The organism is Mycolicibacterium sp. ND9-15, assembly GCF_035918395.1.
In the GTDB taxonomy this organism is placed as follows: domain Bacteria; phylum Actinomycetota; class Actinomycetes; order Mycobacteriales; family Mycobacteriaceae; genus Mycobacterium.
Map to the genome: position 1 here is coordinate 2,153,611 of NZ_CP142362.1, position 15,924 is coordinate 2,169,534.

At 67.4% G+C, this 15,924-nt stretch carries 13 protein-coding genes; 8 read left to right on the top strand and 5 right to left on the bottom strand.

The window, feature by feature from the left end; all coding sequences use genetic code 11:
* Positions 1 to 2 precede the first annotated feature (2 nt).
* Positions 3 to 2,987 (top strand): trehalose monomycolate exporter MmpL3, encoded by a 2,985-nt coding sequence (gene mmpL3, locus QGN32_RS10510; RefSeq protein ID WP_326548499.1) that lies wholly within the window; start codon positions 3 to 5, stop codon positions 2,985 to 2,987.
* 90 nt (positions 2,988 to 3,077) lie between these two features.
* On the opposite strand, the gene QGN32_RS10515 is transcribed toward mmpL3, so the two are convergent.
* Positions 3,078 to 4,217: an AI-2E family transporter gene (locus QGN32_RS10515; protein WP_326548500.1), complete on the bottom strand. Its 1,140-nt coding sequence runs from the start codon at positions 4,215 to 4,217 to the stop codon at positions 3,078 to 3,080.
* A gap of 75 nt (positions 4,218 to 4,292) precedes the next feature.
* On the opposite strand from QGN32_RS10515, the gene QGN32_RS10520 reads away from it, so the two are divergent.
* Positions 4,293 to 5,357 carry a lysylphosphatidylglycerol synthase transmembrane domain-containing protein gene (locus QGN32_RS10520; RefSeq protein ID WP_326548501.1) on the top strand — a complete coding sequence of 355 codons (1,065 nt, stop codon included), beginning with the start codon at positions 4,293 to 4,295 and terminating at the stop codon, positions 5,355 to 5,357.
* A gap of 55 nt (positions 5,358 to 5,412) precedes the next feature.
* Positions 5,413 to 5,790, top strand: coding sequence for a DUF3054 domain-containing protein (locus QGN32_RS10525; protein ID WP_326548502.1), 378 nt, complete (start codon positions 5,413 to 5,415; stop codon positions 5,788 to 5,790).
* A 62-nt stretch (positions 5,791 to 5,852) separates the two neighbouring features.
* On the opposite strand, the gene QGN32_RS10530 is transcribed toward QGN32_RS10525, so the two are convergent.
* Complete coding sequence (locus QGN32_RS10530) at positions 5,853 to 6,227, bottom strand: heme-binding protein (protein ID WP_326548503.1); 375 nt, start codon at positions 6,225 to 6,227, stop codon at positions 5,853 to 5,855.
* A 189-nt stretch (positions 6,228 to 6,416) separates the two neighbouring features.
* Entirely contained in the window at positions 6,417 to 6,989 is a 573-nt protein-coding gene (locus QGN32_RS10535; RefSeq protein ID WP_326548504.1) for a hemophore, read from the bottom strand.
* A gap of 358 nt (positions 6,990 to 7,347) precedes the next feature.
* Here QGN32_RS10535 and QGN32_RS10540 point away from each other — a divergent pair, with 358 nt between their 5' ends.
* The 3 genes from QGN32_RS10540 to QGN32_RS10550 are packed head-to-tail and all read left to right on the top strand — an operon-like array spanning position 7,348 to position 11,222.
* Positions 7,348 to 10,284 carry an MMPL family transporter gene (locus QGN32_RS10540; RefSeq protein ID WP_326548505.1) on the top strand — a complete coding sequence of 979 codons (2,937 nt, stop codon included), beginning with the start codon at positions 7,348 to 7,350 and terminating at the stop codon, positions 10,282 to 10,284.
* On the top strand, positions 10,281 to 10,805 hold the full coding sequence (locus tag QGN32_RS10545) for an XRE family transcriptional regulator (RefSeq protein ID WP_326548506.1): 525 nt from the start codon (positions 10,281 to 10,283) through the stop codon (positions 10,803 to 10,805). Before QGN32_RS10540 ends, QGN32_RS10545 begins: the two co-directional genes overlap by 4 nt.
* Positions 10,806 to 10,826: 21 nt before the next feature.
* Positions 10,827 to 11,222, top strand: a complete 396-nt coding sequence (locus QGN32_RS10550) for a CoA-binding protein (RefSeq protein WP_326548507.1) — start codon at positions 10,827 to 10,829, stop codon at positions 11,220 to 11,222.
* 4 nt (positions 11,223 to 11,226) lie between these two features.
* Here QGN32_RS10550 and QGN32_RS10555 read toward each other — a convergent pair whose 3' ends face one another.
* Together QGN32_RS10555 and QGN32_RS10560 are read right to left on the bottom strand one after the other, a co-directional pair.
* Positions 11,227 to 11,916: a hypothetical protein gene (locus QGN32_RS10555; RefSeq protein WP_326548508.1), complete on the bottom strand. Its 690-nt coding sequence runs from the start codon at positions 11,914 to 11,916 to the stop codon at positions 11,227 to 11,229.
* Positions 11,913 to 12,503, bottom strand: a complete 591-nt coding sequence (locus QGN32_RS10560; RefSeq protein WP_326548509.1) for an Rv1363c family protein — start codon at positions 12,501 to 12,503, stop codon at positions 11,913 to 11,915. Before QGN32_RS10560 ends, QGN32_RS10555 begins: the two co-directional genes overlap by 4 nt.
* A 90-nt stretch (positions 12,504 to 12,593) precedes the next feature.
* Here QGN32_RS10560 and QGN32_RS10565 point away from each other — a divergent pair, with 90 nt between their 5' ends.
* Both QGN32_RS10565 and QGN32_RS10570 read left to right on the top strand, forming a co-directional pair.
* A complete protein-coding gene (locus tag QGN32_RS10565) occupies positions 12,594 to 13,907 on the top strand; it encodes a glycosyltransferase (protein WP_326548510.1) in 1,314 nt (437 codons plus the stop codon).
* Positions 13,904 to 15,886 (top strand): M13 family metallopeptidase, encoded by a 1,983-nt coding sequence (locus tag QGN32_RS10570; protein ID WP_326548511.1) that lies wholly within the window; start codon positions 13,904 to 13,906, stop codon positions 15,884 to 15,886. Before QGN32_RS10565 ends, QGN32_RS10570 begins: the two co-directional genes overlap by 4 nt.
* Positions 15,887 to 15,924 lie beyond the last annotated feature (38 nt).

The window sequence follows — 15,924 nt, forward strand, 5'->3', positions numbered from 1 at the left end:
ACGTGTTCGCCTGGTGGGGTCGAACGGTGTACCAGTACAGGTACATCGTCATCGGCGTCATGGTCGCGCTCTGCCTCGGTGGCGGCATCTACGGGATCAGCCTCGGCAGCCACGTCACCCAGAGCGGCTTCTATGACGATGGCAGCGAGTCGGTGCACGCGTCCGTGGTCGGTGACGAGGTCTACGGTCGCGACCGCACCAGCCACGTCGTCGCGATACTGACCCCGCCTGACGGCGAGAAGGTCGACAACCCGCAGTGGCAGCGAGACGTCGTCGGCGAACTCGACGCCTTCGTCGAGGACCATCCGGACCAGGTGGTGAGCTGGGTCGGCTGGCTGCGCGCACCCGACGCCGCGAGCGAAACCGTCCAGCAGATGAAGACCGGCGACCTGTCCAAGACGTTCGTCAGCATTCCGCTCAAAGGTGACACCGACGACGAAATACTGAAGAACTACCAGACAGTCGAACCCGATCTGCAGCAGATCAACGGCGGCAACATCGAATTGGCCGGGCTCAACCCGCTGGCCAGCGAGCTGACCGGCAGCATCGGCGAGGACCAGCGACGGGCCGAGGTCGCGGCCATCCCGCTGGTGTGCGTGGTGCTGTTCTTCGTGTTCGGCGGCGTGGTCGCCGCCGCCCTGCCGGGCATCATCGGCGGTCTGACCATCGCCGGTGCGCTCGGCATCATGCGCCTGCTCGCCGAGTTCATGCCGGTGCACTTCTTCGCCCAGCCGGTGGTGACGCTGATGGGCCTCGGCATCGCGGTCGACTACGGCCTGTTCATGGTCAGCCGGTTCCGGGAAGAGATCGCCGAGGGCTACGACACCGAGGCCGCGGTGCGGCGCACCGTGATGACCTCCGGCCGCACGATCATGTTCTCCGCGGTCATCCTGGTGGCCTCGTCGGTTCCGCTGCTGCTGTTCCCCCAGGGCTTCCTCAAGTCGATCACCTACGCGATCATCGCCTCGGTCATGCTCGCGGCGATCCTGTCCATCACCGTGCTCGCCGCGGCGCTGGCCATCCTCGGTCCCAACGTCGACGCACTCGGGGTGCGCACCCTGCTGAAGGTGCCGTTCTTCCGTAACTGGAAGCCGATGCGGGTGTACCTGGAGTGGCTGTCGGAGAAGACGCAGAAGACCAAGACCCGCGCCGAAGTCGAGAAGGGCTTCTGGGGCAAGCTGGTCAACCGGGTGATGAAGCGGCCCATCGCATTCGCCACTCCGATCGTCATCGTGATGATCCTGCTGATCATTCCGCTCGGCCAGCTCTCGCTGGGCGGCATCAGCGAGAAGTACCTGCCGCCGGACAACCCGGTCCGGCTGGCGCAGGAGGAGTTCGACAAGGCCTTCCCCGGCTTCCGCACCGAGCCGTTGACGATCGTGATGGAACGCGAGGACGGCGAGCCGATCACCGACCAGCAGATCGCCGAGGTGCGCAACAAGGCGATGACGGTGCCCGGCTTCATCGATGCCGACGGGGATCCGTCGAAGATGTGGCAGGAGCGGTCCGTTCAGGAGGGCGGATCGAAGGATCCGTCGGTGCGGGTGATCCAGAACGGTCTGGAGAACCGCAACGACGCGGCCAAGAAACTCAGCGAGTTGCGCGAGCTGACTCCGCCCCGTGGGATCACGATGAGTATCGGCGGCACACCGGCTTTGGAGCAGGACAGCATTCACAGTCTCTTCGACAAGCTGCCGCTGATGGTGACCCTGCTGATCGTCACGACGACGATCCTGATGTTCCTGGCGTTCGGATCGGTGGTGCTACCGATCAAGGCCGCGGTGATGAGCGCGCTCACGCTGGGCTCGACGATGGGCATACTGACGTGGATGTTCGTCGTCGGGCACGGCTCGGGTCTGATGAACTACACCCCGCAGCCGCTGATGGCGCCGATGATCGGCTTGATCATCGCGGTGATCTGGGGTCTGTCGACCGACTACGAGGTGTTCTTGGTCTCCCGCATGGTGGAGGCGCGCGAGCGCGGCATGTCGACCGCCGAAGCCATCCGCATCGGCACCGCCACCACCGGCCGGTTGATCACCGGTGCCGCGCTGGTGCTCGCTGTGGTCGCCGGCGCGTTCGTGTTCTCCGATCTGGTGATGATGAAGTACCTGGCGTTCGGCCTGCTGATCGCGTTGCTTCTCGACGCGACCGTGGTCCGCATGTTCCTGGTGCCGTCGGTGATGAAACTGCTCGGCGACGACTGCTGGTGGGCGCCGAGGTGGATGAAACGCATCCAGGAACGGCTGGGATTGGGCGAAACCGAACTGCCCGACGAGCGTAAGCGGCCCGCGGTGCGTGGGCCCAGCCAACAGCATGAGGCGAACCCCGAGGCGTTAGTGGGTGCGGGTGCGCCCGTACCGCCTCGCCCATCCGAGCGGCCACACCCGCCGCACGATCCGACGCATCCCGCCGTCGAAGGGACGTCGCGTCCCGGCGCTACGCGGGTCGCGGCACAGCCGCGGGCGAATGCTCCGTCGGTTGCGGGTACGACGCGCATACCCAGTGCCGCCAAACCTCCCGCCGCTGACGAGCCGCAGACCACGCGACTGTCGATGGCCAAGAACGCCGTGCGCAACGCGGTGAGCCACGCCGCCGCGTCGGCGCGGCAGGCTGCCCGGCCGCCCGCCCCGCGGACCTCACCTGAAGACAGGGTGCGGCCAGCGCGGGAGGAACGCGAGATCGAGTCGTGGCTGGGTGAGTTGCGGGGCACCGGCACGCCGCCGACACCGCAACGGCCGTCGGCCGAACCGACCAGGGCGATGCCCGTGGGAAGCCCGGGCAACAACGAGCCGACCATGGCGATCCCGACGCCGCGGTCACAGCCGCACGACCCCGACGCGACGACCGCCATCCCTACCCAAGGTAAGCAAGGCGACGACGCCGAGGCGGCAACCGAGAAGCTCAACACCCGTGAGGACGAGGAACGTCAGCGCCGCGGGGGCCTGAGTGCGCAGGACCTGCTGCGCCGAGAAGGCCGCCTGTAACCGTTCAGGCCGAACCCCGAGAGTCGGGTTGATGACGGACTTCGCCCGTCGGGCTCAAGTGGTCTTTCCGACGCTGCGCGCGACACGCGCTCAGGAGTCCGGGACCTCGTCGGCCTCGGCCCTGACCAGCGGGCCGTCGTCGACCTCCAAAGCCGCCGCCTCGGCGTCGGGGTCCGGTGCGGTCAGCACCCGGATCGCACTGTTGAGGAACGCCAACGTCGGCACCGCGAGCAACGCGCCCACGATCCCCGCAAGCACGCCGCCGCCGGCGATCACCAGCACGATCGCCAGCGGATGGATCGACACCGCCCGGCCCATCACCAGCGGCTGCAGCACATGGCCTTCCAGTTGCTGCACCGCGATGATCAGACCGAGCGTGATCAGCGCATAGATCACGCCCTTGGCGATCAGCGCGACGACCACCGCGAGGAAACCGGCGACGACGGCGCCGACCAGCGGAACGAACGCGCCGAGGAACACCAGCGACGCCAACGGCAACGCCAGCGGCACCCCCATGATGGCCAGGCCGGTACCGATGCCGACCGCGTCGACGAGCGCGACCAGGAACGTCGCCCTGATGTAACCGACCAGCGAGTGAAACCCCGCCCGGCCCGCGTCGCGCACCCGTTCGCGCACGTTCGCGGGGAAGATCTTGGTGACGAACGCGTAGATGTTGCGTCCGCCCTGTAGCAGGAAGATCAAGGTGAACAGGACCAGCAGGGCGCCGGTGACGATCTCGGTGACCGTGCCCGCCGTCGACAACGCGCCGGTGGTCAGCCTCTCCTGGTTGTCCCGGAGGGCCTCTATCGCGGCGTCGCCCGAGCGCTCGATCTGCTCGCGGCTCAGCCCCAGCGGCCCGTCGATCAACCAGCTGCGCACACCGTCGATGCTGCGGCTGACCTGCTCGGTCAACTCCGGTGCGCCCTCGATGAATTGGCTGACGACGAACGCGAGGATGCCGCCGACCACGGCGAAACCGCTGAGCAGCATCAGCGCCACCGCACCACCGCGCGGCGCACCGCGGCGGTCCAGGAAGTCGACCGCCGGCATCAGCAGCGCGGCCAGCATCGTGGCAATCGCCACCGGCACGACGATGATCTCCAGTCGCTTGACCGTCCACAGCAGGACGACCACGGCGGCGAAGATCACCAGCAGTCGCCATGACCATGCAGCGGCCTTGCGAACGAGCGGCGAGACCGCCTCGTCATCGATAGAACTGCCCCCTGGCATCCCGATAGCGTAACGGCCTGCCCGTCCGGCGGCCGGTTCTCGGGAAACGGCCGGGCCACGCACTACCCTGATCCCGTGGCCCACGACGCGCCTGCGAGTGCACCCCGCAGCCAAGGTCGGGGCACACGCAGCAAGTTCCGGTGGCTGCGGTGGGTGGTTCTCGCCGCAGCGGCCGTCGTGCTGACCGTCGAACTGGGTCTGGTGTGGGATCAGCTCGCAAAGGCCTGGCACAGCCTCTATTCCGCCGACTGGTGGTGGGTGCTGGCGGCGGTCGGCACCGCGCTGGCGTCCATGCACTTCTTCGGTGACATTCAGCGCAAGCTCCTGCGGTCGGCGGAAGTGCCTGTGCGGCAGTGGCATTCGCAGGCGGCGTTTTACGCCGGCAACTCGCTGAGCACGACGCTCCCCGGTGGTCCGGTGTTGTCGGCCACGTTCATCTACCGCCAGCAGCGGCTCTGGGGTGCGACACCGGTCATCGCCTCCTGGCAGCTCGTGATGTCAGGAGCGCTGCAGGTGATCAGCCTGGCGCTGCTGGGGCTGGGCAGCGCGTTCTTCCTCGGCGCCAAGCACAATCCGTTCTCGCTGATCTTCACGCTGACCGGATTCATCATGCTGATCGTGCTGGCGCAGGCGGTGGCCTCCCGGCCGGATCTGCTCGACGGCACCGGTGTGCGGGTGCTGTCGTGGGTGAACTACCTGCGAGCCAAGCCATCCCACAACGGGTTGGCCAAGTGGCGCGAGACGCTGGCGCAGCTCGAGTCGGTGAAGCTGAGCCGCAGCCAACTCAGCGTGGCGTTCGTCTGGTCGATGTTCACCCTCGTGACGGGCGTGGGAACGTTGCTGTTCGCCTGCTATGCCGCCGGCGGGCGGCCCTCGTTGCTCGGGGTTGTCGTCGCCTATGTCGCGGCCCGCGCGGTCGGGTCAATCCCGTTGATGCCCGGCGGGTTACTGGTGGTCGAGGCGGTGCTGGTACCCGGCCTGGTGTCGGGGGGGATGACCCTGGCATCGGCGATTTCCGCGATGCTCATCTTCCGGTTGATCAGCTGGATCCTCATCGCCGGGATCGGATGGGTGGTGTTCTTGTTCATGTTCCGCACCGAGACGGACCTCGACCCCGACACATGCGAGCGACAGCCGTGATTCGCCCTACGTGACGAAAAGGCCGTTATGCCATTGCAATCGGATGTGATGACCGATGCCTACCGATAGCGGGGAACGGACCCGTGCGGCACTGACCGCACTGGCAACCGACGTGGCGTGCCTGATCGTGTTCGCCGCGGTCGGCCGGCGCAGCCACGCCGAAGGCGTGAACCTCGCCGGTGTCGCCGAGACGGCGTGGCCGTTCGTGGCCGGCGCCGCGATCGGTTGGGCGGCGTCGCTCGGTTGGCGACGGCCCTACGCGCTGATCCCGACCGGGGTCGTGGTGTGGGTGTGCACGATCGTGGTGGGAATGCTGCTGCGCAAACTGACGTCAGCCGGCGCCGCGCCGAGCTTTATTGTGGTGGCGTCGATTTCGACCGCCGTCCTGTTACTCGGCTGGCGTGTCGGGATCCGCCTCACGACCCGTCGCTGAGACAGTCAGGCACCCGGGTGCCCGCATCCTCCTGTCGCGCGGGCGACCCCGGCGCCAAACGCTTAGCTGTCGGCGATGCCGTCGCCGTCGGTGTCGCCGCAGCGGTTCTTGATGTCGACCAGGGGCTGGCGAATCCCGGTCAGCTCGGCCCTTATCTGAGGGTTCTGGTTCAGGTAGTCCTGCACCTTGCCGCGCACCTCTTCGCGCGGCAGGCCTTCGAGGCTGGTGAAGAACCAGTTCACGTCCGGGTGGCTGAACAGGTAGGCAGAAGTCGCCGCCGAGACGCCGGACGCCACACCGGCGAGGTCAGCCGCGGTGCAATTCGGCGGCTCGGCAGCCGCCAGTGGCATCGCGCCGAAGAACATCGCACCGGCAATCGCGCCAGTGCCGACGGTGCCAGCTACCGCGCGTCGCGCAGTACGGGCCGAGAGAGACATGGTTGAGCTCCTTCATCGGAAGTGGAGTGGCCGTAACCGTGGCGGTTACCGACATAAACCAACTGGGACCAACGAAGAAAAGCTAAGCAGAATGTCCGCAGAGTTTCCTGTCTTGCCGTCAACCAATCCCGGAAAACTCCGAATCCGCAGCTCAGATCGATACGGGGGGTTGCTGCGCGTCGTCGTCGGTCAGGGCAGACCGGCGATGGCCGACCCGGGCGCCGAGGCGCTGCCCTGCGAAACCGGGGACGCCGCATGCGGCTGTCCCGTGCTGCCCGCAGTGGACTGTCCCGGGCCAGCCGCGGTCGGCGCCTGCGCCGGCAAACTCCCGGGCAGGCCTCCGCCCTGCTGGGCGGCCTGCATCAGACCCATCAGTTGGGGCATCGTGAGCGGCAGTTTGCACTTGCCCGACAGGCCCGCCAGCGGCTGCTGCAACTGCTGCATGTCCTTGGCCACTTGCGGGTTGGCGTCGAAGTAGGTTTTCAGCGCAACCAAGGACTGCGGCCCTGCCTGCTGCTTGGAGATCGTCGTCAACGCCTGGTTTGTCTGCGGGTGCGCGTCGAGGTAGTCGCCGGTCGAGTTGGCTACCTCGCCGATCGTCCTGGCAACTTCGCTGGCCGCGCAGGGATCCTGCGCCGCGGTCGCCGACGGCAGCAACGGCTGGGCCGGTATCGCCAGCGCAGCTACCACGGCACCGCCCGCGGCGGAGGCAGCGAACACAGCGAAAAGGCCGCGACGTATCAGCCCGGTGGTCGTTTTCACGGACAAACTCCTAACGATTCGCGGACGATCTCAACGATCTCGACCGATCCGCAAATACTCTCGCGATGGACGGCGATCAGTCCCCGACGCCGAAAACGGCCGAGGCCCATCCTGCCATCCGGCTCGCTGCGGCGCTAATTCAGCGAGCCCGGGAACGAATGCAGCGCCGGTCGACCTGCTTTGGCGGTAACGCCGTTCGATCCGGTCGCGAGAATGGATTAGAACAGCTTGAGGCGTTGCTGGCAGTTTTCTCGCGACCTTGTCGAGGACGCTGAAGGATCCGGCAGCTTACCGCATGCTGCTGTACGCTTCGGCTACAAAACGCCGGGCAGAAAGCGGGGATCCAATCCAGCAATTCATGTTGCGCTTGAGCAGCAAACTGCGCAGATATCGCTGGGCGGTGTTCGCCGTATGGGTTCTCCTGCTCGTCCCCTCGATCTGGCTGGCACTCCACCAGTCCGGTCAACTCACCGGCGGTGGATTCGAGGTCGAAGGATCACAGTCCCTGCGGGTGCAGCGCGAACTGGAGCAGCATTTCCCTGATCAGGGGGCCTCACCGCTGGCGTTGGTCGCCGCCCCTCGCGCCGACGCCTCGTACCAGGACATGAACGACGCCGTCGCGCACCTCGAACGCCTCGCCGCCGAAGTGCCCAGCGTCAAGGTCGTCCCCAACCCGCTGGGGGGGCCGCCCGCGCGCAGCGCAGGGGGACAGCCGCCACCCCAGCCCGACCGGCCCTACGTCATCACGCTGCAACTGGACTTCAACAACACCGGCGCCGTCGACGTCGCCAAACAACTCCGCCAGAAGGTCGGCATCGACGGCGAGGACCCCGGCGAGATCGAGAACGGCCGGGTCAAGCTGTACGTGATCGGCCAGGGCGCGCTGGGTGCGGCCGCGGCCCAGGCCACCAAACACGACATCGCCCAGGCGGAGCAGTGGAATCTGCCGATCGTCCTGATCGTCCTGCTCGCGGTGTTCGGGTCGCTGGCCGCCGCGGCCATACCGCTGCTGTTGGGCATCTGCACCGTCGTGGTGACGATGGGCCTGGTCTATCTGTTGTCGATGTTCACGACGATGTCGGTGTTCGTCACGTCGACAGTGTCGATGTTCGGCATTGCGCTGGCGATCGACTACTCGCTGTTCATCCTCATGCGGTTCCGGGAGGAACTGCGCGCCGGCCGGGATCCGGAGCAGGCGGCGGACGCCGCGATGGCCACGTCCGGGCTGGCGGTGGTGCTGTCCGGGGTGACCGTGATCGCGTCGGTGACCGGGATCTACCTGATCCAGACCCCGGTGCTGGTGTCGATGGCCACCGGCGCCATCCTCGCCGTCGCGATTGCGGTCCTCACCTCCACCACTCTCACCCCGGCCGTGCTCGCGACGTTCGGCACGGCGGCGGCCAAACGCTCGTCGTATCTGCACTGGTCCAGAAGGTCGGAAGCCACCCAGTCCCGGTTCTGGACGCGCTGGACCGGGTGGGTGATGCGCCGGCCGTGGCTGTCGGCACTGGCCGCCGCGGCGCTCCTAATCACGCTGGCCGCGCCCGCATTCTCGATGTTGCTCGGCAACAGCATGCAGCGTCAGTTCGAGCCGACGCACGAGATCCGCGGCGGCGTCAATGCCGCGGCAGAAGCGCTGGGGCCCGGTGCGCTGGGGCCGGTGCGGGTGCTGGTGGCGTTCCCCGATGGCAATGCCGCGTCGGCGCCCGCCAAGGAACCGGTACTCGACGCGCTTCGCAAACGCATGGCGCAGGGCCCGAACGTGGTCTCGGTCGCCCCGCCGTCGTTCGGCGAGGACTACCGGCACGCGCTGCTGTCGGCGGTCCTGTCGGTTGACCCGGAGGACATGGGCGCGCGCGAAACCGTCGACTGGCTGCGCGCGGAGTTGCCGCAGACGCCCGGGGCCCAGAACGTGCACATCGACGTCGGCGGTCCGACCGCGCTGATCAAGGACTTCGATGACCAGGTGTCGGCCAAGCAGCCGCTGGTGTTCGTCTTCGTGGCGCTGATCGCATTCCTGATGCTTCTCATCGCGATCCGGTCGGTGGTCCTTGCGCTCAAGGGCGTTCTGATGACCGTCCTGTCGGTGGCGGCCGCCTACGGCAGCCTCGTCGCGGTCTTCCAGTGGGGCTGGTTGGCGGACCTGGGCTTCGAGCGGATCTCGTCGCTGGACAGCACGATCCCACCGCTGGTGCTGGCGATGACGTTCGGCTTGTCCATGGACTACGAGATCTTCCTGCTGACCCGCATCCGGGAACGCTTCCTGCAGACCCGCAACACTCGCGACGCGGTGGCCTACGGCGTGAGCACCAGCGCCAGAACCATCACCAGCGCGGCGCTGATCATGATCGCGGTGTTCACCGGGTTCGCGTTCGCGGGTATGCCGCTGGTGGCCCAACTCGGCGTGGCGTGCGCGGTGGCGATCGCGGTGGATGCGACGGTGGTGCGCCTCGTTCTGGTGCCGGCGCTGATGGCGATGTTCGACGAGTGGAACTGGTGGCTGCCCCGCTGGCTGGCCCGCATCCTGCCGTCGGTGGACTTCGAGAAGCCGCTGCCCAAGGTGGAACTGTCCGACCTCATCATCATCCCCGACGACCTCTCCTCGCTGTGCCCGACTGGGGCCGAGTTACGCACGGTCGTCAAGTCGGCAGCCAAGTTGAAGACCCTTGTGCCGCAAGCTGTTACGGTTGCCGACCCGCTCGCCTTCAGCGGCTGCGCCTGGGCCGCCCCGACCGTGAAGATGCGCAGTGTCGAACGGCTCAACCGTGGCCACCGCAACGGCGGCACCGCCACGGCGCTGGCCACCGTCGCACCGCCGGTGCATCCGGTGACGATGTGGCGGGGCCGGCTGTCGGTCGCCCTCGACGCGCTCGAGACCGCATCGGACTGCGAGCAGGCACCGATGCAACGGCGCAGCCCGATGGAAACCACCAACGTCCAACTGCCGACCGGTGACCGGCTGCAGATTCCGACGGCTGCGGAAACGTTACGGCTGAAGAGCTATCTCCTGATGTGTCGGAACTCCACCCGCGACTACGCCGAGTTCGCCGATCTCGTCGACTGCATGGACACGCGCACCGCGGCGGAAGTGCTGACCGCGATGGACCGGTACTACTCTGGTCAACAGTCAAGGAAGCAATGGGTGGCGACCCAGCTGGTGCGGCGGCTGGCCGACCCGCGACCTTCCGACGAGCACGACACCTGGATGTCGGGCCCTGAGGCGGAGGCGGAATGGGCCAAGGTTCAAGAGCGCTGCCTGTCGGTGGCGATCGCGATGCTGGAGGAGGCGAGGTGACGGTGAGTCCCGACATTCGGGATACCCGCCGCCCCGAGGGTCCCTCCGAGGACCGGCCGTCTGCGCCGCCCGCGCCGAAGCGGGCACCCGACGACCGGCCTGTCGAGTTCTGGCCCACCGCCGCAATCCGCGCGGCCCTGGAAACCGACGACCTCGCCGTCTGGCAGCGCATCGTCGCGGCGATCAAGCGGGATCCGTTCGGCCGGACCGCCCGCCAGGTCGAGGAGGTCCTCGACACGGCACGGCCGTACGGCGTGTCCAAGGCCCTCGCCGAGGTACTCACCCGGACCCGCGAACACCTGGAAGCCAACGAGCGTGAAGAGGTGGCCCGCCACATCCGCGCCCTTCTGGAGCACTCCGGCCTGAGCCGGCAGGAGTTCGCGTCGCGTATCGGGGTGCGCGCCGACGACTTCGCGGCGTTCCTCGGCGGCCGGACCAGCCCGTCGGCTTCGATGATGGTGCGGATGAAGCGACTCTCGGAGCGGTTCGCCCGGATGCGTTCGAGCCGGCCCGACGGCTGACCGGCTGGGTATACGCCGGGAATGGACCTCGAGCAGATTCTGCGGGAGACCCGCACGGTGGCGATCGTCGGCGCATCGCCCAACCCGCACCGCGCCAGTCACGAGATCTGGACCTACCTGAAGGCCGCAGCCGATTACGAGTTGTACCTGGTCAATCCGACCGTCACCGAGATCGAGGGCACCCCGGTCCACCCGTCACTGGCCGCGCTGCCCGTCGTACCCGATCTCGTCGACGTGTTCCGCCGGCGTGAGCACCTGCCCGCGGTGCTCGCCGACACCATTGCCGTCGGCGCCAAGGTGCTCTGGCTGCAGCAGGGCCTGTGGGACGAGCAGGTCGCCCGCGACGGCGAGGCGGCCGGACTGCAGGTCGTGATGGACCGCTGCATCAAGGTCGACCACGCCCGCCTTCTCGGTTAGCCGATCAGCGCGAGTGGATCGGCGACACGTCGTCGACCAACCAACGACCGTCGGCCTTGGACAACGCGATCCGCAGCGCGAGCACCGCGGCGTCGGGCGGCTTTCCCGGCGAGTTCTGCGTCCCGTGCAGAATCACCGCGACGCTGGCTGCGCTCGGGCCGATCGCCTCGACGCCCGCCGAGACGGTGCTCGCCTGCGCAGACACGTTGCGGCTCGTCAACTCCTTTGCCACCGTGGAGAATTCGTCCTTGAATGCCTGGGCGCGCTGCGGCGACATCATCGCCGCCGCCCGGTCGATCGACGCGGTGGGACTCTGCGGGGTGAATGTGGCCGAGGCTTCGGCCACACTGCTTGCGATGCCCACCACCTCCGCGGTGTCGTTGCGCAGCGTGCGGTCGGGCACCGTCCACTTCAGGTAGCCGACGAGCACCGCGGCCACCACCGCCGCCGTCGCAACCGCGACCACTCCCAGCCGCAGGCCCGGGCTGTCGTCGTCAGTGCCGACAGTCACCGCATCGCGGCGCGCCAGCACGACGTTCACCACGACGCCCTGGACGATGAGCAGGCACAGCACCGAACAGACCGACACCCACCACAGCGGCCAGGCCAAAGCCATCCCGATGTACACCAACGCGGCCATCGCCGCCAGCGGGGCGGCGACGTCGAACACGGCGACCCGCCAGGCGTTTCTCATCGGATCGGCTCCAACCGCGAGATCATCAGCTTGCCGTCCACGTCGGAGACGTCCAGCCGCAGCGCCCAGCGCACCGTCTGCGGCTCCTGCCTCCCGGCGTTCTCGCTGATAGACGTCGCCACCACCATGACGGTGTCGGTTCGTGACGCGAACTCCGACACCTCGGGTTGCAGTGGCTGCGGCCGTGCGCCGTCCGGGCCCGGCTGCGGGTGATAGATCGACTCGACCGCGACCGAGTCGATCTGCCCGGTGGTCCGCGACTGCAGCGTCTGCACGAGCTTGCGGTAGGGCTCGACGGCCGCGTCGAAATCCGCGTTGAGCTGACCGACGGTGTTTTCGTGCAGCTGGATCAGGTCGGCCTGGACGGTGTCCTTGTTCATGTTGATCAATACGCTGGTCCAGTCGGCAGCGGTCTGCATGACGCGGGCGTGGTACCTCAGTTCGTCGGTGTCGTCGCGGTGCTGAGTCCAGATCAGCGCAGCAAGCGCCACCGCGACGACCGCGATCAGCCCCAGCACTGCCGATGCGATGCCCAAGCTGGTGAAGACGGGGCCCCCCTCGATTGCGGTGGGCTCGTCCTCGGGCATGCGCGTGAGGGTACCGGGTTAAGGTGCAGACAGGCGTGAGCGGCCGACATCACAGCCCTCGGGCGCTACCGATCGGGGAAGCGGGGGTACGTGGCCAACTACCTGATCGCCGCCAGCCCGATCCCGGGGCATGTGATGCCACTGCTCAGCGTGGGCGCCGACCTGAGAAAGCGTGGTCACGGCGTCACCATCCTCACCGGCGCCGAGCACCGGAACGAGATGGCCGAGCGGAACCTGTCAGCGCTGGAACTTCCCGATACGGCACGCCCTCGACGATTCGACGGCGGCTTGCGCGGGGCGCCTGCGCTCTTGGACCGGTGGTACCGGGGCCGTGCCGAAATGCGCTCGGTGTTCATCGACCCGCTACCGGCCCAGTACTGGGCGCTGCGTAAGGCACTGCAGCGGGAGCGGTTTGACGCGGTGCTGTGCGATGTCGCGTTCACCGGTGTCCTACCGCTGTTGACCGGTCATCGGCCGCGGCCGTGGATTCTGGTGTGCGGGGTCGGCCCCTTGACGGTGTCCAGTGCCGACGCACCGCCGTTCGGAACGGCGTGGGCACCGCGTTCGGACGTCAACTACGAGTCGATGACGTGGGTGACGCATCGGGTGCTGTTCGGCGACGTGCAGGCCGATCTGAATGCCGCGCTCGCTACCGTCGATGCACCGCCGTCGCAGGTGTTTCTCACGGACTGGCCGCTGCTCGCCGACCGCTTGTTGCAGTTCACAGTGCCCGCGCTGGAGTACCCGCGCAGTGACCTGCCCGCGACCGTCGTATTCACCGGCCCCGTCGTCCCGCAGACCGCCGATGACCGGCACGGGTTGCCGTGGGATCCGGCCCACGACTTGCGCACCGTCGTCCACGTCACCCAGGGCACATGGGACAACGACGATCTCAACGCGTTGCTGATCCCGACTCTCGAGGCCCTCTCCGATCGGGACGATCTGCTGGTGCTCGCGACGACCGGGTGCCGTGGCCGTACAGCGCTTCCGGGACCCATGCCCGCCAATGCCTACGTCACCGACTTCCTGCCCTATGCGGAATTGTTGCCGCACGTCGACGTGATGCTCACCAACGGCGGATACGGCGGTGTGCATCAGGCGCTCTCGCATGGTGTGCCGCTCGTCGTCGCGGGCGGTACGGCCGACAAACCGGAGGTGGCCGCCCGCGTGGCGCACGCCGGTGCCGGCGTCAACCTGGGCACCTCGCGGCCCACCCGCGCCGCGATCGCCGGCGCTGTCGAGGAAATCCTCAGCACTGATTCCTACGGCGTCGCGGCCCACCGCGTGCGCCACGAAATCCGCGCGACACAGGCTTTCGACCGCATCGCCGAGACCTTGGCGAGCCTGGCGGTGCCGCAACGGCACGCGAAGCTGTCGACGCGTTCTGGCACCCTGGTGGGGTGACCGTAGAAGCAACCAAATCCGGCATAGACCTCAACTACATCGACACCGCCGCCCGCCCCCAAGACGACCTGTTCGGCCATGTGAACGGCCGCTGGTTGACCGATTACGAAATGCCCGGCGACCGCGCCACCGACGGCGCCTTCCGATTGCTCTACGACCAAGCGGAAGAGCGCGTGCGCGACCTCATCATCGAAGCGGCGGCATCGGGCGCCGCACAGGGCACCGACGAACAACGCATCGGCGACCTCTACGCCAGTTTCATGGACGAGCGAACCGTCGCCGCGCGCGGTGTGCAACCGCTGCTCGAGGAGTTGACGGCCATCGACGCGGCCGACACTTCCGAGGCGCTCGCGCGGGTGATGGGGGCGTTGCAGCGCAGCGGAGTCGGCGGTGCGACGGGCGTCTACGTCGACACCGACTCCAAGGACTCCAGCCGGTATCTCTTGCACCTGAACCAGTCTGGTTTGGGCCTGCCCGACGAGTCGTACTACCGCGACGAGCAGCACGCCGAGATCCTGGCTGCCTATCCGCAGCACATCGCGGCGATGTTCGGGCTCGTATACGGGTCCGACGGCGAGCACGAGGAAACCGCGGCGCGCATCGTCGCCTTGGAGACCAAACTGGCCGCCGCGCACTGGGATGTCGTCAAGCGCCGCGACGCCGACCTGACCTACAACCTGCGCAAGCTCGCGGACCTGCCCGCCGAGGCGCCGGGCTTCGATTGGGCCGGGTGGGTGACCGAGCTGGGCGGCTCACCGGAGAAGGCCGCCGAAGTGGTTGTGCGGCAACCGGATTACCTCACCACGTTCGCCGCGGCGTGGGCGGGCTCCGATCTAGAAGACTGGAAGCGTTGGCTGCGCTGGCGGGTCATCCACGCCCGCGCAGCCCTGCTGACCGACGATCTGGTCGCCGAGGACTTCGCGTTTTACGGCCGCAGGCTCTCGGGCACCGAGACGATCCGCGATCGATGGAAGCGCGCGGTGTCGGTGGTGGAGAGCCTGATGGGCGACGCCGTCGGCAAGCTCTACGTGGAGCGACATTTCCCGCCGCACGCCAAGGAGCGGATGGACGAACTTGTCGCCAACATCCGCGAGGCCTACCGCGTCAGCATCAACGCCCTGGACTGGATGACGCCGCAGACCCGGGAGAAGGCGCTGGCCAAGCTCGACAAGTTCACGCCCAAGATCGGATATCCGAAGAGGTGGCGCGACTACTCGAGCCTGGTGATCGAGCGCGACGACCTGTACGGCAACTACCGGCGCGGTTACACCGTCGGGTACGACCGCGAGATGGCCAAGCTCGGCGGACCGGTCGACCGTGACGAGTGGTTCATGACGCCGCAGACGGTGAATGCCTACTACAACCCGGGTATGAACGAGATCGTCTTTCCGGCAGCGATTCTGCAGCCGCCGTTCTTCGACGCCGACGCGGACGACGCGGTCAACTACGGCGGTATCGGCGCGGTCATCGGCCACGAAATCGGGCACGGCTTCGACGATCAGGGCGCCAAATACGACGGCGACGGGAACCTGGTCGACTGGTGGACCGACGAGGATCGTACCGAGTTCGGCGCTCGCACCAAGAAATTGATCGAGCAGTACGACGAGTATGTTCCTCGTCAGTTGAGCAACGGGCAGCGCGTCAACGGCGCGTTCACCGTCGGCGAGAACATCGGCGACCTCGGCGGGCTGTCGATCGCGTTGCTCGCCTACCGGCTGTCGCGCAAGGGCGAGCCGGCGCCGGTGCTCGACGGGCTGACCGGCGAGCAGCGGGTGTTCTTCGGCTGGGCTCAGGTATGGCGGACGAAATCCCGTGACGCCGAAGCCATCCGACGCCTGGCGATCGACCCGCACTCACCGCCGGAGTTCCGGTGCAATGGCGTGATCCGGAACTTGGACGCGTTCTACGAGGCATTCGACGTCACCGAGGACGACGCGCTCTACCTCGACCCGCAGCGGCGGGTGCGCATCTGGAACTAGGGATTTCGGTGCGCTAACAGTCGCTATACGATCGTTAG

Coding starts and splice junctions, on each gene's coding strand:
- QGN32_RS10560 (WP_326548509.1), bottom strand. CDS start 12,503: ATGCCCGAGGACGAGCCCACCGCAATCGAGGGGGGCCCCGTCTTCACC.
- QGN32_RS10530 (WP_326548503.1), bottom strand. CDS start 6,227: ATGTCTCTCTCGGCCCGTACTGCGCGACGCGCGGTAGCTGGCACCGTC.
- QGN32_RS10540 (WP_326548505.1), top strand. CDS start 7,348: ATGTTGCGCTTGAGCAGCAAACTGCGCAGATATCGCTGGGCGGTGTTC.
- QGN32_RS10555 (WP_326548508.1), bottom strand. CDS start 11,916: ATGAGAAACGCCTGGCGGGTCGCCGTGTTCGACGTCGCCGCCCCGCTG.
- QGN32_RS10525 (WP_326548502.1), top strand. CDS start 5,413: ATGCCTACCGATAGCGGGGAACGGACCCGTGCGGCACTGACCGCACTG.
- QGN32_RS10515 (WP_326548500.1), bottom strand. CDS start 4,217: ATGCCAGGGGGCAGTTCTATCGATGACGAGGCGGTCTCGCCGCTCGTT.
- QGN32_RS10550 (WP_326548507.1), top strand. CDS start 10,827: ATGGACCTCGAGCAGATTCTGCGGGAGACCCGCACGGTGGCGATCGTC.